Annotated in this window: 18 protein-coding genes; 9 read left to right on the forward strand and 9 right to left on the reverse strand. The window is 64.4% G+C overall.

From position 1 onward, the window contains the following. Positions 1 to 166 precede the first annotated feature (166 nt). The gene (gene glgB / locus AC1DMA_RS25765; protein ID WP_478145890.1) at positions 167 to 2,326 is read right to left on the reverse strand and encodes a 1,4-alpha-glucan branching protein GlgB; all 2,160 of its coding nucleotides are present in this window, start codon (positions 2,324 to 2,326) and stop codon (positions 167 to 169) included. A 111-nt stretch (positions 2,327 to 2,437) separates the two neighbouring features. On the opposite strand from glgB, the gene leuS reads away from it, so the two are divergent. The 8 genes from leuS to gshB all read left to right on the forward strand — a co-directional run bounded on the left by leuS (position 2,438) and on the right by gshB (position 14,020). Further along, entirely contained in the window at positions 2,438 to 5,086 is a 2,649-nt protein-coding gene (gene leuS, locus AC1DMA_RS25770; RefSeq protein ID WP_478128583.1) for a leucine--tRNA ligase, read from the forward strand. Between the two features lie 5 nt (positions 5,087 to 5,091). Further along, entirely contained in the window at positions 5,092 to 5,604 is a 513-nt protein-coding gene (locus AC1DMA_RS25775) for an LPS-assembly lipoprotein LptE (RefSeq protein WP_478128584.1), read from the forward strand. Between the two features lie 124 nt (positions 5,605 to 5,728). Continuing rightward, positions 5,729 to 6,781 (forward strand): DNA polymerase III subunit delta, encoded by a 1,053-nt coding sequence (gene holA / locus AC1DMA_RS25780; RefSeq protein WP_478145891.1) that lies wholly within the window; start codon positions 5,729 to 5,731, stop codon positions 6,779 to 6,781. Between the two features lie 69 nt (positions 6,782 to 6,850). Further along, positions 6,851 to 8,140 carry a glutamate-5-semialdehyde dehydrogenase gene (locus tag AC1DMA_RS25785; protein WP_478145892.1) on the forward strand — a complete coding sequence of 430 codons (1,290 nt, stop codon included), beginning with the start codon at positions 6,851 to 6,853 and terminating at the stop codon, positions 8,138 to 8,140. Positions 8,141 to 8,282: 142 nt separating this feature from the next. Beyond that, the gene (gene gshA, locus AC1DMA_RS25790; RefSeq protein WP_478128587.1) at positions 8,283 to 9,578 is read left to right on the forward strand and encodes a glutamate--cysteine ligase; all 1,296 of its coding nucleotides are present in this window, start codon (positions 8,283 to 8,285) and stop codon (positions 9,576 to 9,578) included. A 145-nt stretch (positions 9,579 to 9,723) separates the two neighbouring features. Continuing rightward, positions 9,724 to 11,592 carry a potassium transporter Kup gene (locus AC1DMA_RS25795; RefSeq protein WP_478128588.1) on the forward strand — a complete coding sequence of 623 codons (1,869 nt, stop codon included), beginning with the start codon at positions 9,724 to 9,726 and terminating at the stop codon, positions 11,590 to 11,592. Between the two features lie 129 nt (positions 11,593 to 11,721). Then, positions 11,722 to 12,954, forward strand: coding sequence for a benzoate/H(+) symporter BenE family transporter (locus AC1DMA_RS25800; RefSeq protein ID WP_478145893.1), 1,233 nt, complete (start codon positions 11,722 to 11,724; stop codon positions 12,952 to 12,954). 115 nt (positions 12,955 to 13,069) lie between these two features. After that, positions 13,070 to 14,020 (forward strand): glutathione synthase, encoded by a 951-nt coding sequence (gene gshB, locus AC1DMA_RS25805; RefSeq protein ID WP_478145894.1) that lies wholly within the window; start codon positions 13,070 to 13,072, stop codon positions 14,018 to 14,020. On the opposite strand, the gene AC1DMA_RS25810 is transcribed toward gshB, so the two are convergent. From AC1DMA_RS25810 to AC1DMA_RS25825, 4 genes are all read right to left on the reverse strand, one after another. After that, positions 13,983 to 15,323: a PepSY-associated TM helix domain-containing protein gene (locus AC1DMA_RS25810; RefSeq protein WP_478145895.1), complete on the reverse strand. Its 1,341-nt coding sequence runs from the start codon at positions 15,321 to 15,323 to the stop codon at positions 13,983 to 13,985. The genes gshB and AC1DMA_RS25810 overlap by 38 nt on opposite strands. A 19-nt stretch (positions 15,324 to 15,342) precedes the next feature. Continuing rightward, positions 15,343 to 17,562: a TonB-dependent receptor gene (locus AC1DMA_RS25815; protein ID WP_478145896.1), complete on the reverse strand. Its 2,220-nt coding sequence runs from the start codon at positions 17,560 to 17,562 to the stop codon at positions 15,343 to 15,345. A gap of 142 nt (positions 17,563 to 17,704) precedes the next feature. Further along, positions 17,705 to 18,469 (reverse strand): class II glutamine amidotransferase, encoded by a 765-nt coding sequence (locus AC1DMA_RS25820; RefSeq protein WP_478145897.1) that lies wholly within the window; start codon positions 18,467 to 18,469, stop codon positions 17,705 to 17,707. A gap of 31 nt (positions 18,470 to 18,500) precedes the next feature. Next, positions 18,501 to 19,973: a DHA2 family efflux MFS transporter permease subunit gene (locus AC1DMA_RS25825; RefSeq protein WP_478128594.1), complete on the reverse strand. Its 1,473-nt coding sequence runs from the start codon at positions 19,971 to 19,973 to the stop codon at positions 18,501 to 18,503. Positions 19,974 to 20,061: 88 nt separating this feature from the next. On the opposite strand from AC1DMA_RS25825, the gene AC1DMA_RS25830 reads away from it, so the two are divergent. Further along, a complete protein-coding gene (locus AC1DMA_RS25830) occupies positions 20,062 to 21,342 on the forward strand; it encodes a zinc-binding metallopeptidase family protein (RefSeq protein WP_478145898.1) in 1,281 nt (426 codons plus the stop codon). Here AC1DMA_RS25830 and AC1DMA_RS25835 read toward each other — a convergent pair. The 4 genes from AC1DMA_RS25835 to AC1DMA_RS25850 are packed head-to-tail and all read right to left on the reverse strand — an operon-like array spanning position 21,333 to position 24,829. Beyond that, the gene (locus tag AC1DMA_RS25835) at positions 21,333 to 21,554 is read right to left on the reverse strand and encodes a cysteine-rich CWC family protein (RefSeq protein WP_478145899.1); all 222 of its coding nucleotides are present in this window, start codon (positions 21,552 to 21,554) and stop codon (positions 21,333 to 21,335) included. The genes AC1DMA_RS25830 and AC1DMA_RS25835 overlap by 10 nt on opposite strands. Further along, on the reverse strand, positions 21,554 to 22,810 hold the full coding sequence (locus tag AC1DMA_RS25840; protein ID WP_478145900.1) for a 6-phosphofructokinase: 1,257 nt from the start codon (positions 22,808 to 22,810) through the stop codon (positions 21,554 to 21,556). Before AC1DMA_RS25840 ends, AC1DMA_RS25835 begins: the two co-directional genes overlap by 1 nt. A gap of 43 nt (positions 22,811 to 22,853) precedes the next feature. Next, positions 22,854 to 24,017, reverse strand: coding sequence for an acyl-CoA dehydrogenase family protein (locus AC1DMA_RS25845; RefSeq protein WP_478145901.1), 1,164 nt, complete (start codon positions 24,015 to 24,017; stop codon positions 22,854 to 22,856). A gap of 17 nt (positions 24,018 to 24,034) precedes the next feature. After that, entirely contained in the window at positions 24,035 to 24,829 is a 795-nt protein-coding gene (locus AC1DMA_RS25850; protein ID WP_478145902.1) for an enoyl-CoA hydratase-related protein, read from the reverse strand.

The raw sequence follows: 24,829 nt of genomic DNA on the forward strand, positions 1-24,829 counted from the left end.
TTTCGCGCGGACCCCGCCTGAAGCGAGCACCGCAGGTTGCCCGAAGCGAAGCGCAGGGACGCGCACAGTGGGGTCGCCTTTCTTTTGCTTACTTTTCTTTGGCGACCCAAAGAAAAGTAAGTCGCCCGCCGGGGCGAGTCCCGGCCAACCCCCTCACCAAACCCCCTCACCCCAACACCCACATCACAGTCCCCAGAGGAGGCAAAGTCAGAACAACAGACTCCCCCTGCCCATGCCACCCAACAGCTTCACTACTCACAACCCCATTCCCCACCCCACTCCCCCCATAAATCAAGTTATCGGTATTAATAATCTCCCGATAAACCCCAGCCAAAGGCACCCCCACCCGATACCCATACCGAACTTCCGGCGTGAAGTTGCAAACCACCACCACGAACCCCCCTTGCGCATCCCGCCGCAAAAACGCAAACACCGACTGCTCCACGTCGTCATGACAGAGCCACTCAAACCCCCGCGCCTCGCAGTCCAGCTCATGCAGCGCACCAAAGTGCCGGTACACGTTGTTCAGGTCCTTCACCAGCCTCCGAACCCCTTGATGAGAAGCCTGCTCCAGCAGGTGCCAATCCAGCCCGCGATCGGCATTCCACTCGGCCCATTGCGCAAACTCGCCCCCCATGAAGAGCAGCTTCTTCCCCGGATAAGCCCACAGGTAGCCGTACAGATTGCGCAGCCCAGCAAACTTCTGCCAGACATCGCCCGGCATGCGGCCGATCATCGAGCCCTTGCCATGCACCACTTCGTCGTGCGACAGCGGCAAGACGAAGTTCTCCGAATGCGCATACATCAGCCCGAAGGTAATGAGCCGATGGTGGAACTTACGAAAGACAGGGTCAGTCCCGGCATAGGCCAGCGTGTCGTTCATCCACCCCATATTCCACTTGTAGTGAAAACCAAGGCCGCCACTCTCGGGAGGACGCGTCACGCCCGGGAAGCTGGTCGATTCCTCGGCAATGGTCGCGGTGCCGGGCCGCTCGACGCCCACGACATGGTTCATGCGGCGCAGGAAGTCGATGGCTTCGAGATTCTCGCGGCCGCCCTGTGCGTTGGGCACCCATTCGCCGGGTTCGCGGCTGTAGTCGCGGTAGAGCATCGAAGCCACTGCATCCACACGCAAGCCGTCCACGCCATAACGCTCCAGCCAATACAACGCGTTGCCGACAAGGTAGTTGCGCACCTCCGTTCGCGCGTAATTGAAGATGAGCGTCTGCCAATCGTTATGAAAGCCCTCGCGCGGATCGGCGTATTCGTACAGCGCGGTTCCGTCGAAGGTGCCGAGGCCGTGCGAGTCGGTCGGAAAATGCGCGGGCACCCAATCGAGGATCACGCCGAGTCCGGCCGCATGTGCCGCTTCGACGAAGGCGCGGAAATCACCGGGCGTCCCAAAGCGCGACGTCGGCGCGTACAAGCCGATCGGCTGATAGCCCCATGAACCGTCGAACGGATGCTCGCTGATCGGCAAGAGCTCGATGTGGGTAAAGCCCATGTCGTGTACGTAGGGCACCAGCGTTTCGGCCAGCTCGCGGTAGTCGAGCCATTCGTGGCCGTTCTTGCGCCGCCAGGAGCCCATGTGCACCTCGTAGATGCTGATGGGCGCGTTGCGCGCATTGGCCTGGGCGCGGACGATCGGCACTTTGGCGGGCGGCGGCAGCGGCTGAACGACGCAGGCGGTGTCGGGGCGCAGGCGCGCAGAGAATGCAAAGGGATCGGCCTTGCGCAGCACATGGCCGTGGGCCGACAGGATTTCGAATTCGTAGCTGTCGCCCGGCGCGACATGGGGCGCGAAGATCTCCCATACGCCGCATTCGCGCCGGAACCGCATCATGTGGCGACGCCCATCCCATTGGTTGAAATCGCCCACCACCGAAACGCGGCGCGCGTTCGGCGCCCACACCGCGAAAGCGACGCCGCGCACGCCATCCATTTCGCGCAAATGGGCGCCGAGTTGCTCGAAAGGCCGCAAATGCGTGCCTTCCGCCAGCAGCCAGACGTCCGTTTCGCCCAGGACGGGCGGAAATCGATAGGGGTCTTCGAGCAGCGAGGTGTGCCCGCCCCAGTCGATGTGAAAGCGATAGCCGAGCCGGGCTTCCGATGCAGGAACGAGCCCGGCGAACAGATCGCTGCCGCCCTGCCGGACCAGTTCCGCCAGCGGCCAGCCTGAGCCCGACTGCATGACCGTCACGAACTTCGCGCCCGGCAACAGCGCGCGAATCTCGAGCCCCTCGTCCGTCTGGTGCGGACCGAGGACGGCGAAGGGGTCGCCATGCTCGGCACGCATCAACGCACCGACTTCGGCATCAGGTGTCATGGAGCGGCTCTCCGGTTCGTAAATCATTGTGGCACGCGAGAAGTGCGCCATGCCTCTAGCCGCGATAATCCGCCTTCCCCGGCCGCCTGGCGCCGGCCTTGCCCAAGCCTAATGAATCCCAGCTACAAACCCAGTGACGTCGAGTCCGCAGCCCAGGCCTACTGGACCGCTGCCGACGCCTATCGCGTGACCGAGGACGCGCGCAAAAAGAAGTACTACGCCTGCTCGATGCTGCCGTACCCCAGCGGCAAGCTGCACATGGGCCACGTGCGCAACTACACCATCAACGACATGCTCACGCGCTACCTGCGCATGAGCGGCTACAACGTCCTGATGCCGATGGGCTGGGACGCCTTCGGCCTGCCGGCCGAAAACGCTGCGCTCAAGAACGGCGTGCCGCCCGCGCAGTGGACGTACGAGAACATCGGCTACATGAAGACCCAGCTCCAGGCGATGGGCCTGGCGATCGACTGGAGCCGCGAGATCGCGACGTGCGATCCGAGCTACTACAAGTGGAACCAGTGGCTGTTCCTCAAGATGCTCGAAAAAGGCATCGCCTATCGCAAGACGCAAGTCGTCAATTGGGACCCGGTCGACCAGACGGTGCTTGCCAACGAACAGGTGATCGACGGCAAGGGCTGGCGCACCGGCGCCACGGTCGAGCGGCGCGAGATCCCGGGCTACTACCTCAAGATCAGCGACTACGCCGAGGAACTGCTGGAGCACACGCAGAACAAGCTCCCTGGCTGGCCGGAGCGCGTCAAGCTGATGCAGGAAAACTGGATCGGCAAGAGCGAAGGCGTGCGCTTCGCGTTCAAGCACAAGATCAAGGACGAGAAGGGCCAGTTGATCCAGGGCGGCCGCATGTACGTCTTCACGACGCGCGCCGACACCATCATGGGCGTCACTTTCTGCGCCGTCGCGCCGGAGCACCCGCTGGCGCTGCACGCCGCCAAGAACAATCCCGAGCTCGCCGCCTTCATCGAAGAGTGCAAGAGCGGCGGCACCACCGAGGCCGAACTCGCCACCCAGGAAAAAAAGGGCGTACCGACCGGCCTGACCGTCACGCACCCGCTCACCGATGAAGAGGTTCCGCTCTGGGTCGGCAACTATGTGCTGATCAGCTATGGCGACGGCGCGGTGATGGGCGTCCCCGCGCACGACGAGCGCGATTTCGCGTTCGCCAACAAATACGGCATCGAGATCATCCAGGTCGTCCTGGTCGACGACGAGCCGCATTTCGACTACCACCGATGGCAGGACTGGTACGCCGACAAGCAGCGCGGCGTCACCATCAATTCGGACAACTTCAGCGGCATGTCGCACATCGAGGCCGTCAAGGCCGTGGCGCACGCGCTCGAGCAGAAGGGACTGGGCGCCCTTCAAACCACCTGGCGACTGCGCGACTGGGGCGTGAGCCGCCAGCGCTACTGGGGCACGCCGATCCCGATCATCCATTGCGAAGAGCACGGCGCCGTGCCGGTGCCCGAGCAAGATCTGCCGGTGGTCTTGCCGACGGACTGCGTGCCGGACGGATCGGGCAATCCGCTCGCCAAGCACGAAGGCTTCCATGCCGGCGTCGTGTGTCCGGTCTGCGGCAAGGCCGCGCGGCGCGAAACCGACACGATGGACACCTTCGTCGACAGCTCGTGGTACTTCATGCGCTACTGCGATCCGAAGAACGACGACGCCATGGTGGCCGAGGGCGCGAAGTACTGGATGCCGATGGACCAGTACATCGGCGGCATCGAGCACGCGATCCTGCACCTGCTCTATGCGCGCTTCTGGACCAAGGTGATGCGCGACCTGGGGCTCGTCAAGGTCGACGAGCCTTTCAGCAAGCTGCTCACGCAGGGCATGGTGCTCAACCACATCTTTTATACGCGCGGCGAGAAGGGCGGCAAGGACTACTTCCCGCCTTCCGACGTGACGCCGGTGCTCGACGCGCAGGGCCGCATCACCGGCGGCACGCTGGCTGACGGCACGAAGCTGGAATACGGCGGCGTGGGCAAGATGGGCAAGACCGAGCGCAACGGCGTCGATCCTCAGGACCTGATCGAAAAATACGGCGCTGACACCGCGCGCCTGTACACGATGTTCACGGCGCCGCCCGAAGCGACGCTCGAATGGAACGACGCGGCAGTCGAGGGCAGCTATCGCTTCCTGCGTCGAGTCTGGAATTTTGGCGTGGCGCTTCAGGGCGCGGAGCCCGCCGCCGCGACCGGCAAAAAGGAAAAGGCACCGGTCTTCGGCAAGGGTGCCAAGGAATTGCGACGCGAAGTGCACACGGTGCTGCGCCAGATCGACTACGACTACCAGCGCATGCAATACAACACGGTGGTGTCGGGCTCGATGAAGCTGCTCAACGCGCTCGAAGGGTTCAAGCCCGAGGCTGCGGACGCCGGCGACCGCGCGGCAGTGCGCGAAGGCATGGGCATCCTGTTGCGCTGCCTCTATCCGGCGACGCCGCACATCGCGCACCAGCTCTGGCACGAGCTTGGCTACGACAAGGACATGGGCGATCTTCTCGACGCGCCTTGGCCGGCGGTCGACGTCGTTGCGCTGGAGCAGGACGAAATCGAACTGATGCTGCAAATCAACGGAAAGCTCCGGGGATCGCTGCATGTTCCTGCAACGGCCACGAAGCCGGAAATCGAGAAGCTCGCGCTTGCCAGCGAGATCTTCGTCAAGCATGCGGAGGGCGCGCCTGCCAAGCGGGTCATCGTCGTGCCGGGGCGGCTCGTGAACGTGGTGATATGAGCGGCATGACCCCGCGACACGTTTTGCCGCGCCGCGGCTTCCTCGCGGCTGCTTCGGCCGTGTTCGTGCTGGCCGGATGCGGATTCGAGCTGCGCAAGGCGCCGACCTTTTCGTTCAAGACCATCGCCGTGGTGCCGAGCACCACGCCGTTTGCCAATTACGTGCGTCGCAATCTTCGAGCGACCGGAACCGTCGAGGTGCTGCCGGCCGACCAGGCAGAGAAAGCCGAGGCCGTGCTCGACATCCTGGCGGAGAACCGCGAGAACGTCGTGATCTCGACCAACTCGGCGGGCCAGGTGCGGGAGATGCAACTGGTCCTGAGGGTGCGCTTCAGGTTGCGCGGAAAGGGCGGCAAGGAATTGCTGCCACCGTCCGAGATCCAGCAGTCGCGCGACATCACCTACAACGAAACCGTGGCGCTGGCGAAAGAATCGGAAACCGAACTGCTGTACCGGGACATGCAGACGGATATTGCTCAGCAGCTTCTTCGGCGTCTCGCTGCAGCTAGACAGATATGACCCCCCAGGCTGCGCGCACTGCGTGTCGCTTCGCCTACCCCCCGCGGGGGGCAACACCAGCGGCCCGGCAAAGCCGGTTCCGCGGTGTTCTGCGGGATCGGCTCGCTTCACTTTGCTCTTGGATATGCAACTGACCAGCGCGCAGCTTTTGGGGCATCTGGCTCAGCGGGTGGCGCCGCTCTACGTCATTCATGGGGACGAGGCATTGCTGGCTCAGGAGGCTGCGGACGCCATTCGGGCGGCGGCTCGGGTGCGGGGATACACGGAGCGGAGCGCCTATACGGTGGCTGGGGCGCATTTCGATTGGAGCGCGGTGCTGGCGGCGGGAGGCTCGTTGAGCCTTTTTGCGGATCGGCAGATTGTCGAAATACGCATTCCTTCGGGGAAGCCGGGCAAGGACGGCAGTGCGGCCCTTCAGCAGATCGCGGAAGCAGCGCAAGCGAATGACAGCACTCTTACTTTGGTGATGCTGCCTCGTCTGGACAAGGCGACGCGGACGGGCGCCTGGTTCTCGGCTCTGGAGAACAACGGGGTCAGCCTGCAGATCGAGACGATCGAGCGGGCCGCTTTGCCGCAATGGATCGCGCAGCGGCTTGCGCAGCAGGGGCAGCGGGTCAAGAGCGGGGAAGAGGGTCAGCGGACGTTGCAGTTCTTTGCCGATCGGGTGGAAGGCAATCTGCTCGCGGCGCATCAGGAAATCCAGAAACTGGCGCTGCTCTACCCCGAGGGCGAATTGAGTTGGGAGCAGGTCGAAGGTGCGGTGAACAACGTCGCGCGCTATGACGTGTTCAAGCTGTCTGAAGCCGTGCTGGCCGGCAATCCGCAGCGCGTCGCGCGGATGCTCGAGGGATTGCAGGCCGAAGGCGAGGCCGAGGTGCTGGTCCACTACACGCTTGCAGAGGACATCCGCGCGCTGAAGCGGGTGAAAGACGCCATGGCCGCCGGACGGCCCTTGCCCATGGCGCTGCGCGAAAACCGGATCTGGGGTCCGCGCGAGCGAGCTTTCGAGCGCGTGTTGCCGCGGGTCGATGATCGCGCGCTGACGCGTCTGCTGCGTGCAGCGCACGTGGTCGACGGCATCGTCAAGGGACTGAAGCAGCCGGACTGGCCGGCGGACGGCTGGCAAGCCCTCCAGCGGCTGGCGCTGATGCTTTGCCGCGCGTGCGCAAATCCATAAGCGCACAGGAATGGTGCGGACTCGTCCCTTCATGCCCATTGCTCTTCATGGGCGCGGCACAATCCTCAAATGAACATGCTGAATGTCCCCGACTACGTGCGGGCCCTGGGTGCGCAGGCCAAGCACGCCTCGACCCTGATGGCGCGCGCGGACGCCGCCACCAAGAACAAGGCTCTGAAGGCTTTGGCGCGCCGTTTGCGCGCTGCTGGCGGCGTGCTCGCCGAAGCCAATTCCAAGGATCTCTCCCGCGCCGAAGGCGCCGGCCTTTCTGCACCCATGGTTGACCGGCTCAAGCTGACGCCAAAGGTGATCGAGACCGTCGCCCTGGGCTGCGAGCAACTGGCAGCCATGCCCGACGTGATCGGCGAAGTGATCGGGATGAAGCAGCAGCCCAGCGGCATCCGCGTCGGCCAGATGCGCGTGCCGATCGGCGTGTTCGGCATGATCTACGAGAGCCGTCCGAACGTGACCATCGAGGCGGCGAGCCTGGCGATCAAGAGCGGCAACTCCGCGATCCTCCGGGGAGGTTCGGAGGCCATTGAATCGAACAAGGCGCTGGCTTTGCTCGTCGCCGATTCGCTTGCCGAGGCGGGCCTGCCTGCCGAGGCCGTCCAGCTCGTGCAGACCACTGACCGCGAAGCCGTCGGCCAGTTGATCGCGATGCCCGAATTCGTCGACGTGATCATCCCGCGCGGCGGCAAGGGGCTGATCGAGCGCATCAGCCGCGATGCCAAGGTGCCGGTGATCAAGCATCTGGACGGCAATTGCCACGTCTACGTCGACGACACAGCCGAACTCGACATGGCCGTGAAGATCGTCGACAACGCCAAGACGCAGAAGTACAGCCCCTGCAATGCCGCTGAGGGCCTCCTGGTGGCGGCATCGATCGCCGACGCCTTCCTGCCCGAGATCGGCGCCATTTTCGCGGCCAAGGGCGTCGAGATGCGATGCGACCCTGCCGCCGCGCGGATCCTGCGGGAAAGCCTGGAGACGAGTGGGAAGGCCGTAGTGGATGCGGTCGAATCGGATTGGTCGGAGGAATACCTCGCCCCAGTGATCAGCATCAAGGTCGTCGAGGACGTCGACGAGGCGATTGCGCATATCAATCACTATTCGAGCCATCACACCGACGCGATCGTCACGCGCGACCACATGAACGCACAGCGCTTCCTCCGCGAAGTGGATTCGGCCACCGTGATGGTTAACGCCAGCACGCGATTCGCAGATGGTTTCGAGTTCGGACTCGGCGCTGAAATCGGCATCAGCACCGACAAGTTCCATGCTCGCGGGCCGGTAGGAATCGAGGGGCTGACGTCCCTCAAATACGTGGTGCTGGGCCAAGGCGAGACCAGAAGCTGACCCCCAGGCTCGCGCCCGGCAAAGCCGGTTCCGCGGTGTTTCTGGTCTGGTTCCCGGGGCGGGATGGGTTGTCATTGGGGCATTGGGCCCCAAATCTACAATTCGCTCTTAGCTCAAGCTGCAAATCAAAGAAGGCCGCCGCATGGTCCCCCATCTCGTCACCGCCCTGAACGGCCCGATCAACGAACTCGAGCAACGCATTCTCGATTCAACCCCGGCCATCGAGCGCTGGTTTCGACTCGAATGGATGGAGCACACGCCGCCGTTCTACAGCTCGGTGGACATTCGGAACGCCGGCTTCAAGCTGGCGCCGGTCGACACCAACCTGTTTCCGCGCGGCTGGAACAACCTGACGCAGGAGATGCTGCCGCTGGCCGTGCAGGCGGCGCAGGCAGCCATCGAGAAAATCTGCCCCGAAGCGCGCAACCTGCTCGTGATCCCCGAGAACCATTCGCGCAACACCTTCTATCTGGCGAATGTTGCTCAACTCGTACGCATCTTCCACATGGCTGGGCTCAATGTCCGGGTCGGCTCGATTGACCCAGCCATCAAGTCGCCCAAGAAGATCGAGCTTCCGAACGGGGAGACGGTGTGCCTGGAGCCGGTCGTTCGCAGCAAGCGCCGTCTCGGGCTCAAGCATTTCGATCCCTGCACGATCCTGCTCAACAACGACCTTATCGCCGGCACGCCGGGCATTCTCGAAGACCTGCACGAGCAGTACCTGTTGCCGCCGCTGCACGCCGGCTGGTCGGTGCGGCGCAAGAGCAATCATCTTCACAGCTATGAAGAAGTGTCCAAGCGCTTCGGCAAGTTGCTGGGCATCGATCCGTGGCTGATCAATCCGATGTTCGCCAAGGCGGGCGAAATCAATCTCTCGACCGGCCAGGGCGTTGACGTACTGACCAGCCACGCGGACGCGCTTCTGACCAAGATTCGCCGCAAGTACAAGGAATACGGCATCAACGAGAAGCCCTTCGTGATCGTCAAGTCCGACAACGGAAGAGACGGCTTGGGCGTCGTGACGGTGCGCGATGCCAAGGAAATCGAAGCGCTCGCCCGCAAGTCGCGCAGCAAGACCGGCTCGGCCAAGGAAGGGCAGGAGCCGAGCGAACTGATCGTGCAGGAAGGTGTGCTCACGAACGAACGCGTGCATGACGGCGTCGCCGAGCCGGTCGTCTACATGATGGACCGCTACGTGGTCGGCGGCTTCTACCGTGTTCATGCAGAGCGCAATCCCGACGAAAACCTCAAGCTGCCGGGCGCGAGCTTCGTGCCGCTTGCCTTTTCGGAGAGTGCGCACTTACCGCAACCGGGGGCAAAGCCCGGCGCCAGCGCACCCAACCGCTTCTACATGTACGGGGTGATCGGGCGCTTGGCGATGGTCGCGGCGAGCTACGAACTCGAGGCCACGAACCCCGACGCCGAAATATATGAATGATTTCGGAGTACATATTGCAGGCCCCTGCGGCGGCGGCAAAATAGCGACCCCATAGCAACGCAAAACGAGGGCGGAGGCGACCGGCGACCATCAACGTCGCTGGCGCGCACGGGTGCAGCACCCCAACGCCCTCTGCATCGACTTCGTGTCCGCCCCAAAATCCTCCTCCCTTGCGTTGATCCTCGCTGCGATCGGCGTCGTCTACGGCGATATCGGCACCAGCGTTCTCTATGCGGTCAAGGAGGTCTTCGGCCACGGCCACGTCCCTTTCACCATCGAGAACGTCTACGGCATCCTGTCGATGTTCTTCTGGACCCTGACCGTCATCGTCTCGATCAAGTACGTGGTCCTCGTGCTCAGGGCCGACAACGAAGGCGAAGGCGGGCTGGTCGCGATGCTGGCGCTGGCATCGCAGGCGGTGGTCGACAAACCGCGGCTGCGCAGCGTGCTGCTGGTGGTCGGCATCTTCGGCACTTCGCTCTTCTATGGCGATGGCGTCATCACCCCGGCCATCTCGGTGCTCTCGGCGGTCGAGGGCCTGGAGGTCGTGTCGCCCGAGTTCCGGCACTATGTGATCCCGATCACCCTCGTCGTGCTGTTCTGCCTGTTCGCGGTGCAGAAGCGCGGCACCGCAGGCATCGGCCGGTTTTTCGGGCCGATCACGTTGACGTGGTTCCTGGCGATCGCGCTGCTCGGCGTGTCGCAGATCGTGACCCACCCCGAGATCCTCAAGGCGATGAGCCCGCACTATGCGCTGCGCTTCATGTGGGGCAATCCGCTCACCAGCTTCATCATCCTGGGCGCCACGGTGCTCTGCGTGACCGGGGCCGAGGCGCTTTACGCCGATCTCGGGCACTTCGGCAAGCGGCCGATTCGCGTCGCATGGTTCTCGGTCGTGATGCCGGCGCTCACGCTCAATTACTTCGGACAGGGCGCCCTGCTGCTCGAGAACCCCGAAGCGGTGAAGAACCCCTTCTTCATGATGGCGCCCGAATGGGCGCTGTTGCCGCTGGTCTTTCTTGCAACGGCGGCCACGGTGATTGCATCGCAAGCGCTCATCACGGGCGCCTTCAGCGTCACTCGCCAAGTGATCCAGCTTGGCTATCTGCCGCGCCTGAACATCGAGCACACCAGCGTGCGCACCACCGGGCAGATCTACATGCCCTTCGTCAACTGGGGCCTGTTCGTCGCCATCGTGCTGGCGGTGCTGATGTTCCGCTCGTCCAGCAACCTGGCGGCTGCATACGGCATCGCCGTGACGACCGACATGCTGATCACGACGGTGCTGACCTTCTTCGTTATCCGGTATGCATGGAAGTACCCGCTGATCCTGTGCATCGGCGCGACCGGGGCCTTCTTCGTGGTCGATTTCATGTTCTTCGCGTCGAACCTGCTCAAGCTCTTCGAGGGCGGCTGGTTCCCGCTGCTGATCGGTGGGTCGATCTTCATGCTGATGTTGACCTGGAAAGAAGGCCGGCGGCTGATGGGTCAGCTGCAGTTGGCCGAAGCCATCGACCTGCGCAGCTTTCTCGACTCGGTGTTTGTCAGTCCGCCGGCGCGCGTCGATGGCACGGCGGTGTTCCTGACGGCGGAGCCGGGCGTCGTGCCGAATGCGCTGCTGCACAACCTGAAGCACAACAAGGTGATGCACGACCAGAACCTGTTCGTCACCGTGCGCAACCACGAGGTGCCCTGGATTCCCATGGACAAGCGCATCGAGATGGAACCGCTCGGGCATCACTGTTGGCAGATCATCGTCCACTATGGTTTCAAGAACGACGTCGACCTGCCGCGCGCGCTGGAACATGCGCGCTTGCGCGGATGCCAGCTGGAGGCGATGACGACCAGCTACTTCCTGTCGCGCGACGTGGTGATCCCCACGCTGGGCAGCGGCATGGCCCCATGGCGCGAGAAGCTCTTTGCGCAGATGCATCACAGCGCCAGCGGCGCTGCGGACTTCCTTGGGTTGCCTAACAACGCTGTGGTGGAGCTGGGCTCGAAAATCGAGATTTGACTCGCCCCCAGGCTACGCGCACTTCGTGTCGCTTCGCCTACCCCCTGACCGGGGGCAACACCAGCGGACCGGCAAAGCCGGTTCCGCGGTGTTTCTGGAATGGGCTCGGGGGCCGGCACAATCTCTGCCATGCGATTTTTCAAGGACCTTAGTCTTTCGGCTTTTACTGCGGGGTTTGTTGCGGTGCTCGTGGGGTTCACGAGTTCGGTGGCGATCGTTTTTCAGGCTGCGCAGGCGTTTGGGGCTACGCCGGAGATGATTTCTTCGTGGATGTGGGCGCTGGGGCTTGGGATGGGGTTGGCTTCGGCGGCGCCTTCGCTTTGGTGGCGGAAGCCGGTCATGATTGCCTGGAGCACGCCAGGGGCGGCCGTGCTGGCGGTGGCAGGGGCGGGGTACTCGATGAATGAGGCGGTGGGGGCGTTCATCGTTTGTGCAGTGCTGATGACGGCTGCGGGCGCCACCGGATGGTTCGAGCGGGTGATGAACAAGATTCCGATGGCGCTGGCTTCTGCCTTGCTGGCGGGGGTGCTGGCGCGGTTTGGGCTGCAGGCCTTTGTGGCAGCGCAGACGGCTTTGCCGCTGGTGCTGCTGATGCTGGGCACTTATCTGGTGGGCAAGCGGGTGCTTCCGCGCTATGCGGTTCCTCTCACGTTGTTGGTGGCGATTGTTTTCGTTGCCGCGCGCGGCGAGCTTGCCTGGGGCGCGGTGCATTTCAGCGTGGCGATGCCGGTGTTCACGACGCCGGTGTTCAGTTGGCAGGCTGTGGTCAGCCTCGCGCTGCCGCTGTTCGTGGTGACGATGGCATCTCAAAATCTCCCGGGCGTCGCTGCCATTCGGGCGGCCGGCTACGAATTGCCAGTGTCCAAGCTCATCACGATCAGTGGACTGACGACGCTGGTTCTGGCGCCTTTCGGTGCGTTTGCGCTCAATCTCAGCGCCATCACGGCGGCGATCTGCATGGGGCGCGAGGCGCACGAAGATCCGGCACGCCGCTACACAGCGGCGGTGAGTTGCGGCGCGATCTATGTGGTGATCGGCTTTTTTGGCGCGGCGGTCACGGGGCTGCTGACGGCGTTTCCGAAAGAGCTCGTCGCCGCGATCGCCGGCTTGGCGCTCCTCGGCACGATCGGCGGCGGGCTTGCTGCCGCCGTGAAGGACGAATCGCATCGCGAGGCGGCGCTGATCACCTTTCTCGTCACGCTCTCGGGTGTGACGTTGCTTGGCATCGGCTCGGCCTTCTGGGGCGTGGTAGCCGGGGCGATCGCACTGGGCATTCAGCAATTGGGGCGCAGACCTTTCGCGGGCAAGGACATCGCCGCTGCCCGCAAGATCGAGTCCGACAACGTTCGAAAGACTTCCTGAATGCCAGCACTTTCCCAGATTCGCCCACTTCGTCGGGTCGCTACCTTCTCTTCAAAGACAGCCGCTGCGGCGCGGCAAGGCCAATTCGTGCGCGTCGCGCAGTGGAGCAACTGACATGCACATTCTTTTCGTCGCCGATCCGCTCTCCCAGTTCAAGATCTACAAGGACACGACCTTTTCGATGATGCGGGAAGCGCAGCGCCGCGGCCACGCCATCTCGGTCTGCGAACCGCGCGACTTGGGCTGGCAGCGCGGCCGGCCGGTCACTGCCAAGGCGCGTGCGATCACACTGACCGGCTCGCCGGACGACTGGTACCGCGAAGAATCCGTTGAAGAGCGCCCGCTGCACGGCTTCGACGTCGTTCTGATGCGCAAGGACCCGCCCTTCGACGCCGAATACATCTACGCGACGCACCTGCTCGAGCAGGCCGAGCGAGAGGGCGCCCTCGTCGTCAACAAGCCGCGCGCATTGCGCGATCACCCGGAAAAGCTCGCGATCATGGAGTTCGCAGAGTTCACCACGCCCACGCTGGTGACCCGCGATGCAGCCGCGGTGCGTGCATTTCATGCTGAGCACAAGGACATCATCCTGAAGCCGCTCGACGGCATGGGCGGGATGGGCATCTTCCGCGTCACGTCAGACGCGCTCAACCTCGGATCGATCATCGAGACGCTCAACAAGGACGGCGCGCAGACCATCATGGTGCAGCGCTTCGTGCCCGAAATCTCACAAGGCGACAAGCGCGTGCTGGTGATCGGCGGGCAGGCGGTACCCTACAGCCTCGCGCGCATTCCTCAGGGCACCGAAGTGCGAGGCAATCTGGCCGCGGGTGGCAAGGGTGTGGCGCAGCCGCTGACGGATCAGGACCGCCGGATCGCCGAGGCCATCGGACCGGTGCTGAGCGCGCGCGGACTGCTGCTGATCGGCCTGGACGTGATCGGCGGCTCGCTGACCGAGATCAACGTGACGAGCCCCACGTGCTTTCAGGAGATCACGGAACAGACGGGCTTCGACGTGCCGGCGATGTTCATCGACGCGCTCGAAGCGGAGCTGAAGAAGGCTTGACCGAGTCGGCGGCCCCGGCGGCCTTGGTCGCCGCTCGCCGTGCGCCCGGCCTTCCATGCCCAAGCTGCGCCTGGAGCAGGCGGGCCCGGCGTTTGCGCGCCCAGATGACGATGCCCGTGACCGACAGCATCGCCACCATCACGCCCATGAACGACATGAGAATGCGCCCGGGCAGCCCAAGGATGCGTCCCGAGTGCAGCGGGAACTGCAACTGCACGAAGATATCGGCCGCAGTTCCTTCCCATGGACGGTTCTGGCTCAGCACGCGGCCGTCCTGCGCGTCGATGTAGAGATTGCTCAGGCCCATGCCGGCCTCGCCGTGGTCATCGTCGGCTTGAAAGAACGACACGTTATAGAAGCCGCTGCGCTTCTCGTAATAGATGCCGCCGAGCGGCGTCGTCCATCCGCGTGCCCTTGCTTCCGCGTCGGCGATGCGCACCACCTCGGCAAAGCCGAGCTTCGGCGTCACTTCCTGGCCCAGTGGCACCATCGCGCGCGTCTCGTAAGGGCCGGGTGTGGTCTTGGACACCAGCGACAGCACGGGATAAAAAACTTCGCGGTAGAGGTTGAGCGAAAAAGAAGTGAAGGCGATGACGATGATCGCCAGCCAGATCCACAGCCCGCCCGCTCGGTGCAGATCGAAATTGAGCTTGTAGCCGCCGGCGCGCCAGCGCATCAGCCAAGAGGGCTTCCATCGCGCCCACCAGGTCGCTGCGTCGCGATGGTGCGGTGCACGGGAGCCCGCCGGAACACGCCGGCGTCGCGGCATGGTCAGGTAGAGCGCCACGAAGCTGTCGAGCAGCCACACGAGCGCGACGGTGCCCATGATCCAGTAGCCGATGCGGTCCGTGCCCCACATCGCCGGAATGTGCAGGCTGTAGTGCACGGTGCGAAGGAAGGGCATCAGGTTCTCGCGCGACAGCGAGACAGCGTGCGTGTCGCGCCGCCCCTTGATCTCACCCGTCACCGGATCGACGTGGACCTTGTCGTAGCCGAGCAAGTAGGGCTGGCCCGTGGCCGGGTCCATGCGCGGCTCGACAAAGTAGCCTGCGGTATGACCTTTCTCGAAGCCGAGCGAAATGTAGGAGACCTTGGCGCGCGGATCCGATGCCTCGACGGCGGCGGCAAGCGCCATCGGATCGCGGAACGGTCCCTGGCTGTCGGTCAGATACAGATCGCTGTTGAGCCACTCGTCCAGCTCGTGGTCCCACGAGGTGACCGCGCCGGTGAGGCCGGCGACGATCAGGAAGAGCGCGACCGCCAGTCCCAGCCAGCGATGGACCACCGTCCAGAGTGCGCGCATGGCCGTGCCCCTTCGCTGATCAGAACTCGACGGAAGCGGTCAGGCTGAAGGTGCGCGGGTTGCCCAGCACCAGGTAGCCGGCGCCTGGGTAGCCGCCGACGGACGCCCAGTAGTCGCGATTGGCGACGTTGTTGACGCGCGCGCGCAGCGTCACGAGTTTGCCGGCGACGCCCGTGACATAGCGGGCACCCAGGTCCAGGCGGCCCCAGCCGGGCACGCGCAGCGTGTTCAGATCGTTCGCATAACTGCCGCCGGTGGCGATCACGCGGCCGTCCAGCGTCAGGCCGGGCACGCCCGGCACGTCCCATTCGAGCCCGATGGTGCCCTGCTGGTCCGGCACGCCGATGACCTTGTTGCCGTTGGTCGCGATGTCGCCGGTGTTTCGCTGCACGGCGTCGAGGAAGGTCACCCCGCCAAGGACGCGAAAGCCCTTGACCGGTTCGCCAAACACCGTGAATTCGAGACCTTGGTGGCGGTCCTGGCCCTCCGCTACGAACAGGCCGGCCGAATTGCGCAATGCGCGCGGCTTTTCGATGGAGAACAGCGCTGCCGTGGCGCCGAGGCCGGCGCCTTCGTACTTGACGCCGATCTCCTGCTGCTTGGCGACGTAGGGGTCCAGCGTCTGGCCCACGTTGACCACGGGAAGCCCGCCGATCTGCGCGGGCGCCGTTTCGCCCGGAGCGAGGCTTTCGACGTAGTTCGCGTAGGCGGACACTTCTTTGCTGAACTTGAAGACGACGCCAGCGGCAGGGCTGGTATGGCTTTGGTCGCTGCCGCCTGCCGCGGCGCCGGTGTCGTATGCGAAGTTGTCGACGTTGATCGTCTGGCGGCGTGCGCCCAGGGTGAACAGCAGCGTGTCATCCATGAAGGACATGGTGTCGCCGAGAACATAGCTCGTCAGCCGCTTTTCTTGCGTGAGCGCGGGAGAAGCCAGGTTGTTGCCGCCAAGCGAGAGAGGGCCGAAGGCCGGCAGCGGCGAATAGACAGGGTTGTAGAGATTGGTCGCCTGCGTGTTGAGGAAGTCGAAGCGATAGGCGTTCTTTCGCTCCGAGTTGAAGTAGTCGTACGACGCGACCAGCGCGTGCTTGACCGGGCCCGTCTTGACGGTGCCGCGAATGCCGACCTGGCCCGCCTTCACGTCTTCTTCGCCCGTATTGTCGAAACGGTACGTGGTTCCTGCGCCGGTGAATGCGTTGTCGACGGTGATGTTGGCGAGCGAATTGGCTTCGCTGCCGCTGCGCGCGCCGGCGGCGAACCAGCCGGTGACGTTGTCGCTGAAGTCGTACTCGCCGCGCACCGTGCCGAAGGTGTCGCGTTCGTTCGAATAGGTCCAGGGCTGTGCCCAGTTGGTCTTGGCGTCCGGCGGTGACGGCACGCGGGTGAGGCCGCTTGCCAGCGTGACATTGGTGCGGGTCTGGCTCAGGCGATGATCCTGATAGCCGACGTCGGCGGAAAGGCGCGCATTGCGACTGCGCCAGTCGAGACCGACGGATGCGACGTCGAGGTTCACGCCTTCGTTGTCGACGCCCGTGCCGCCCTCGCGATGCGCGGCGTTGACCCGGATGCCCGTGCTGTCGTCAGGTCCGAAGCGGCGCGAAATGTCCGCCGCGCCATAGAACTCCGAGCCCGTGGCGCCTCCCAGCGTGATCTGCGTGAGAGGTTCGTTGCCCGCTCGCTTGGGCGACAGGTTGACCGAGCCGCCGATGCCGTCTCCACCGGGCGCCGAGCCGTTCAGGAAAGCGCTGGGGCCGCGCAGCACTTCGACACGCTCGAAGAGCTCGGACGAGATGTATTGGCGCGGCAGCAGGCTGTAGATGCCGTTGTACGCGATGCTGTCGGAGCCCAGGAGGAAGCCGCGGATGAAGTACGTCTCCTGGAAATTGCCGAAGCCGCGCGCAACGCGCACCGAAGGGTCGTTTAACAGCACGTCGCCCACGCTGCGTGCTTGCTGGTTCTGGATCAGCTCGTTCGTATAGCTCGTCGCGCTGAAGGGCGAATCCATGTTGTCCAGCGTGCCCAGAACCCCGAAGCGTCCACCGCGCGCGACCTGCCCGCCGGCGAACGGCTTGGCCAGGCCGGCAGCCGATGCGTCTGCGCTGGCTTCGACCGTCACCGTGGCCAAAGTCCCGCCCGATTCGGCCGGTGCGGCTGGCGTCGTTTGCGCGGTTGCGATCAGCGCCTGCAGGGCGAGAGTGGTGGCAAGAGCGGCGGGACGGAGGGGAAACCTGACTGGAAGCATGAGGGGGCTCGTTTTTGGCTACGGAAATGAGAATGATTATTATCTCCGCCGACTTGCGGACGAAGGATCCCACCCGCCCCAAAAGAGCCGGACACGTTGTTTTCATGTCAAAAAGAGTTCGGCGCAGCCGCGGACGCCGACCTCAGCCGTTGCGGCGGCCGTCCACGAACACCGCCAGCTCCTGCGGCGCAAAAGCCGTCCAGGTCTCGTTGGTCGTCAGCGGCGCCGTCACCACGACCGCGACGCGATCGTTCGGGGTCGTGTGCTCGGCGAAGTCGATGCTCAGATCTTCGTCCGACAGCTCTGCCGTCACGAACGGATGCTTGCGCTCCACATACCAGAGATGCGTTGATGCGTGCGCCCACAGCGCCTGTCCGTTCGAGAGCATGAAATTGAAGGTGCCATGGGCCGCAAGGCGCGGCGCCAGTTCGCGCAGCGTGAGCGTGAGTTCACTGACGCTCGGAACGCCAGCATGGGACTTGGCAAGCTCTTGCATGATCCAGCAGAAGGCGTGTTCGCTGTCGGTGCTGCCAACGGGATGGAAGTTGCCGTGCAGGCGGGGCCTGAAATCCTTCAGGTCGCCGTTGTGAGCGAAGACCCAGTAGCGGCCCCACAGCTCCCGCACGAAGGGATGGCAGTTCTGCAGGTTGACCGCGCCCTGCGTCGCCTTGCGGATGTGCGCGATGACATTGCGGCTCTTGATGGGATAGCGCCGGATCAGTTCGGCCACGGGTGACGCGCAGGCCGGCTGGTGATCGACGAAGTGCCTCAGCCCGCGATCCTCGAAAAAGGCAATGCCCCAGCCGTCCGCGTGATGGTCGGTTCGCCCGCCGCGCTGCGCGAAGCCCGTGAAGCTGAAGGTCACGTCGGTGGGCGTGTTGCAGTTCATTCCCAGGAGCTGGCACATGGGGTCTAGCTTACCCGCGCGGCCATGCGATTTACTGCACCGGCTGCTCGCTCAGCGCCTTGGGAGCTTTTTCGCGCAATTGCAGCGCGGCGCAGATGGCCAATGCGCAAAGTGCGGCCAACATGGCGAATACCTCGTCGAAGGCGGCCAGGCGGGCGGCGCTGCTCACCGGATTGCTGAGCGAATCGCCATGAGCGGCCAAGCGCCACTCGAGAACGATCGCGCAAAGGCTGACGCCGGCGGCGCCGCCCAGCATGCGCAGAAAGTTGATGGCGCTGGCGCCTTGCGGGATCAGCGGCTTTGCGAGCGGGCGCATCGATCCGAGATTGAGCGACGGAAGGATGAACCCCAACCCGAGGCGGCCCACGATGGCAAAGGCGACCAGCAGCCAGATCCCGCTGTCGAGATGCAGCACCATCATCAGCGCGAACGACGCGGCCAGAAGCACCAGGCCGATGCTGACCAGCAGATAGGTCGGATGCCGGTCGGCGAGCCGGCCTACGCCGGCAATCGTCAGGGCGAGCACGATGCCGGCGGGCAAGAGGATGGTGCCGACGTGCGATGCGGAAAGCTGCAATCCGACCTGCATATAGACGGGCAGCAGGTAGGTCGATCCGAACAGCGCAGTGCCGTAGATGAAGGCGACGATGCTTCCCATGGCGAACTGCCGGTACTTGAACAGCGCCAGGTTCATCAGTGGCGCCCCGCCGTTCGCCCCCAGCCGGGCCTGCCAGGCCAGGAACGCCGCGAACGACACGGCAGCGGCCACCAGCAGCGCGGCCGCTTGCAGTGGGGCGTCGCCGCGCAGTTCAACCAAGCCGTTCAGCAGGCACAGCGTGCCGACGGTGCCGAGCGTCAGGCCTCGCCAGTCCAGCCCGCTGCCGCGCTCCGCGGCCACCCCGCCCGGCGCCGTGGTCGGCACGAACTTGAAGGCCAGCCAGATCGAGGCGATACAGAACGGCACCACCATGAAAAAGATCGAGCGCCATCCAAAGAGGTCCACCAGCACGCCGCCGATGCTCGGCCCGATCGCCGGCGCCAGCACCACGCCCATGCCGAAGATGCCGCTCGCACGGCCTTGCTCATGCGGCTCGAACGCGCGCAGGATGATGATGGCCGGGATCGGTTGCACGACGCCCGCAGCCAGCCCTTCCGCGACGCGTGCGAGCAGGACGAGCGAAAAGCTGCTCGCCAGCCCGCCCGTCAATCCGCCCGCCAGCAACAGCACCATCGTCCCGACATAGGTTCGGCGGTAGCCGTAGCGGGACAGCAGCCACGGCGTCGTCAGCATCGAGACCGTCATCGCCACCATGAAGCCGGAGCTGACCCACTGCGCGCGCTCCTGCCCGAGCGCAAAGTGGTGGCTCATGCCCGGAATGGCCACGTTCACGATGGTGGACGACATGATCGAGGCCATCACCCCCACCATGACTGAGATCAGCAACAGCCAGCGATATCGCTTGCCGTAGCGGATGCTGAGGGCGTGGGGAGGTGGGGAGGTCATCAAGCTCAAGCGGGGCGATTCAGGCGTCCTACAAGGATATCGGCGTTTTGGTGCCGATACGCTTCCGACGCCCCGGCCACAATGGGCCATGCAAACCCAAGACCAGCAAGACCAGCAAGACCAGCAAGGTCGGCTTCAGGTTCAGGCAGGCCAGGCGCTGGAACTCCATGCCCCCACGCTCACCCGCGCCTATCAGTGCCAGTGCGGCCGACCGGTCTTCCTGCGCAACAGCGAGTGCCTCGCGTGCCACACGCCCCTGGGCTATGTGATCGAACGGCTCGGCGTGGTCCCACTGGCGCCGGCCACGCACGAAGGCGCCGAGCCGGACACCTTCACCCTCTTCGGAGACCCCGAGGGCAAGGCATACCGCCGCTGCGCCAACCTCTTGACTCCAGCAGCCTGCAACTGGATGGTGCCCGCGCCGCGCGAAGGCGACGATCCCGCCTTCAACGTCGAGGGGCTCGCGCCGGGCTTCTGCCTGTCATGCAGCGTCACGCGCACCATCCCGGATCTTTCGGTCGAGAACAACGGCAATCTGTGGCGGAACCTCGAACTCGCCAAACGCCGGCTGATCTCGCAACTGCTCGCGCTGGGCCTGCCAGTGGCCACGCGCTTGAGCGACCCGGTGCATGGCCTCGCGTTCGACTTTCTCAGCAACACGCCCGGCGGGCCGCACGTATTGACCGGGCATGACACAGGGGTCATCACGCTCAACGCCGAAGAGGCCGAGGACTCCGTTCGCGAGCGCATCCGGGCCGAGATGCGAGAGCCCTATCGCACGTTGCTGGGGCACTTCAGGCACGAAATCGGCCACTATTACTGGGACCTGCTGGTCGCGCCGACGCCGTGGATCGACAGCTTTCGACAGCTGTTCGGCGATGAGCGCGCAGACTACGCTGCGGCGCTGCGCAACCACTACGACAACGGTCCGCCGCCGGATTGGGCGGTGCGTTTCGTGACCAGCTATGCGAGCTCTCACCCATGGGAAGACTGGGCCGAAACCTGGGCGCACTATCTTCATATGGCCGACACGGCCGACACGGCCATGAGCTTCGGCATCGATGCGCACAACGTCGAACTCGCCAGTGACCTCTTCGAGCCCGCGGACCTTTGGGAGCCCGATCATCCGGACGCTGCCAAATTCCTGGATTTCCTCAACGGCTGGGTGCGGCTCACGAATGTGCTCAACGAGCTCTCGCGCAGCATGGGGCAGCCCGACTACTACCCGTTCGTGCTGCCGCGCGCCGCCGTCGGCAAGCTCCAGTTCATTCACCGGGTGATCACCGAACAGCGTGAGCGCGGCGACCAGCCGCCGAAGGCGCCAGCACCCGCACCGTCAGCGGCGACAGAGGCCGCCCCTCAGTCCTGAACGATGGCGACCGCAGCGCAGCTTGCGCAAATGCAAGCCAGCCCGCGCCTTTCCAAAGGCACCTTGTCGAGAAGCTCGGCGCTGAAGTCGGCCTGCATGCACCAGCACGAAGCCTGCTTGCGGCCGGTTTCGCGTTCGATTTCCAGCGCGCAGCGGTTCGCTTGCCCGCAAAGCGGACAGCGCGAGGGATCGATTGGCGCGGTCTCGCCCATCACGCGATCTCGAAAGCCTGGAGCTTCTTCGGCACAGTGTGGTTTTGCAGCGTCACGTACACCGGAAGGCCATCGCGGTAGGCCGGATAGTCCTCCCCCTGAATCAGTGGCAGCAGATACCGGCGACATTTTTCAGTGATGCCGTAACCGTCTTCCGAGATGAAGTCGCGCGGCATGAATTTCTCGGCATTGGCGACCGCATCGAGCGGCGCCGTGCCGATGCGGTACGAGTAGGGCACGTCGGAGAGGCGTTCGATCGTGGGCATGACCGAGTTCTTTCCTTCGATGGCGAGCTCGACCGCCCGCTGCCCGAGTTCATAGGCCTGCTTCACGTCCGTCGCCGATGCGATGTGTCGTGCAGCGCGCTGCAGGTAATCTGCAACAGCCCAATGGAACTTGTGCCCGAGGGCTTCCTTGACCATTTGCGCCACCACAGGCGCAGCGCCGCCGAGCTGTGCGTGCCCGAAGGCGTCCTTGGAGCCCTGCTCGGCGAGGAAGGTGCCGTCCGGGTGATGACAGCCTTCGGACACCACGACCGTGCAGTAGCCGTGGAACTTCACGAGCGCATCGACGCGGGCCAGGAAAGCCGGCTGATCGAACGGGATTTCGGGAAAGAGGATCACGACTGGAATGCCCTGATCGGCCACCAGCCCGCCCGCCGCAGCGATCCAACCCGCATGGCGACCCATGACCTCGATCACGAAGACCTTGGTGGAAGTTGCCGCCATCGAGCGCACGTCCATCGAGGCTTCCAGCGTCGACACCGCCACGTATTTCGCGACGGACCCAAAGCCAGGGCAGCAGTCGGTGATCGGCAGGTCGTTGTCGATGGTCTTGGGCACGTGAATGGCCTGCAGCGGATAGCCCATCGATTGCGACAGTTGGCTCACCTTGAAGCAGGTGTCGGCCGAGTCCCCGCCGCCGTTGTAGAAAAAATAGCCGATGCCGTGCGCCTTGAAGACCTCGATCAACCGTTCGTACTCGCGACGGTTCTTCTCGAGCGACTTGAGCTTGTAGCGGCACGAGCCGAAGGCGCCGGACGGCGTGGAGCGCAGCGCCGCGATGGCCTTGTCCGACTCGCGGCTGGTGTCGATCAGGTCTTCGGCCAGTGCGCCGAGGATGCCGTTGCGGCCCGCGTAAACGGTGCCGATACGGTCGGGATGGCGGCGCGCGGTCTCGATCACGCCGCAGGCGGAGGCGTTGATGACCGATGTGACGCCGCCGGACTGGGCGTAGAAGGCGTTGAGAGCGGGCATTGCGGCATTCTCCTGCAGCACCCGCCAGCGCGCCAGTGGCCCGTCAGCGTCCGGGCAGTCCCATCGATCGCGTGATCACCTCTTTCATGATCTCGTTCGTGCCGCCGTAAATGCGTTGCACCCGCGCATCGGCGTAGGCGCGCGTGACCGCGTATTCCCACATGAAGCCATAGCCGCCATGCAACTGCACGCATTCATCGGCGACCTTGCATTGAAGATCGCTGGTCCAGTACTTGGCCATGCTCGCGGTCGCGGTGTCGAGCTTTTCCTGCATGAGCAATTCGATGCACTTGTCGACGAAGACTTGTGCGACCTGCACTTCGGTTTGCAATTCCGCCAGCGTGTAGCGCGTGTTCTGGTAGGCGCCCACCGGCTGGCCGAAGACCTTGCGTTCCTTCACGTAGGCCACCGTCTGATCAATGACCGATTGCGACGCTGCCACTGCGCTGATGGCGATCTGAAGCCGTTCCCACGGCAACTGCTCCATCAGGCAGACGAAACCGCGGTTCTCCTGGGCGACCCCGCCGAGCAGCGCATCGGCCGGCAAGCGCACGTCGTTGAAGAACAGCTCGGACGTGTCCTGCGCTTTCAGGCCGAGCTTCTTCAGCCGCTTGCCTTTCTCGAAGCCGGGCGTGCCGCGCTCCACCAGGAAGAGGCTCGTGCCCTTGGCGCCGCCGGCCGGATCGGTCTTGGCGACGACGATCACCACATCGGCGTGCCATCCGTTGGTAATGAAGGTCTTGCTGCCGTTGAGCAGATAGCTGCCGTCCGGCTGCTTCAGCGCGGTCGAGCGCACGGCCTGCAGGTCGCTGCCTGCGGACGGTTCGCTCATCGCGATCGCGCCGATCATCTCGCCGCTCGCGAGCCTGGGCAGATAGTGCTGCTTCTGCACTTGCGTGCCGTAGCGAAGGATGTAAGGCGCGACGATCTCGCTGTGCAGCCCGTAGCCGATCCCGGTGTAGCCCCGCGCCCAGAGTTCCTCGAACTGGATCACCGAATAGAGCAAGTCCGCGCCCGAGCCGCCGTATTCCTCCGGGAGTGACATGCAGAGAAAGCCGTTGTCGCCGGCCTTGTTCCACACTTGGCGGTCGACGTAGCCCTGCTCTTCCCAGGCTTCGTGAAAAGGAGCGATCTCCTTGTCCATGAAACGGCGAAAGCTGTCGCGGAAAGCCTCGTGGTCGGGCGTGAAGAGTGTGCGTTCGATCATTGCCGTCACCCCTTCCGTCAGCGCTTCTGGAACACCGGCGCGCGCTTCTGCAGGAAAGCCGTCACGCCTTCTGCGAAGCTCGGCTGCTCGATCAGCTCACGCTGGCGCTCGCTCTCGTAGTGGAGTTGGTCCGGCAGTGAATGGCGCTCCGACGCCTCGAAGGCCTTGCGTGCTTCGGTCACGGCATGTGCCGGCAAGCGGGCAAGCCGCTGCGCGATCTTCTGGGCTTCGAGCAGCAGCAGGTCGTCTTCGACGCTCGCCCAGATGAGGCCCCATTGCGCGGCAGTCTCGGCACTCAGCTTTTCGTCCAGCAGTGCCATGCCCATCGCCCGCGCGGGCCCGACGCGCCGAGGAATGAACCACGTGCAGCCCAGGTCCGGCACGATGCCCAGCTTGGGCAAGAACGGCAGGTAGAAATACGCACCGCGCGCTGCGATGACGATGTCGCAAGCAAGCGCCAGCCCCACGCCGGCGCCAGCCGCCGGGCCGTTCACCGCGCAGACCACCGGCACCGGAAGCGAACGCAGTTCCTCGATCAGCGGATTGCTCATCGACTGCATCCATTCGGCGGTCTGGTCACCCAGCGTCTGCCCATCGGCGGGCGGCCGCATCGCGCTCAGGTCCGCGCCCACGCAGAAAGCCTTGCCCGCGCCGGTCAGCACCACGGCGCCCACCTCGCGGTCATTTCGGATGCGCGCGAGTGAATCCCGAAGCTCGCGTTGCAAATCGATGGCGACGGGATTCAGCTTGGCCGGAAGATTGAGCGTGAGCGTCGCAACGCCGTCTTCGACTTCATGGAGGACGAAGCTCAT

The organism is Variovorax sp. 05N34, assembly GCF_056397405.1.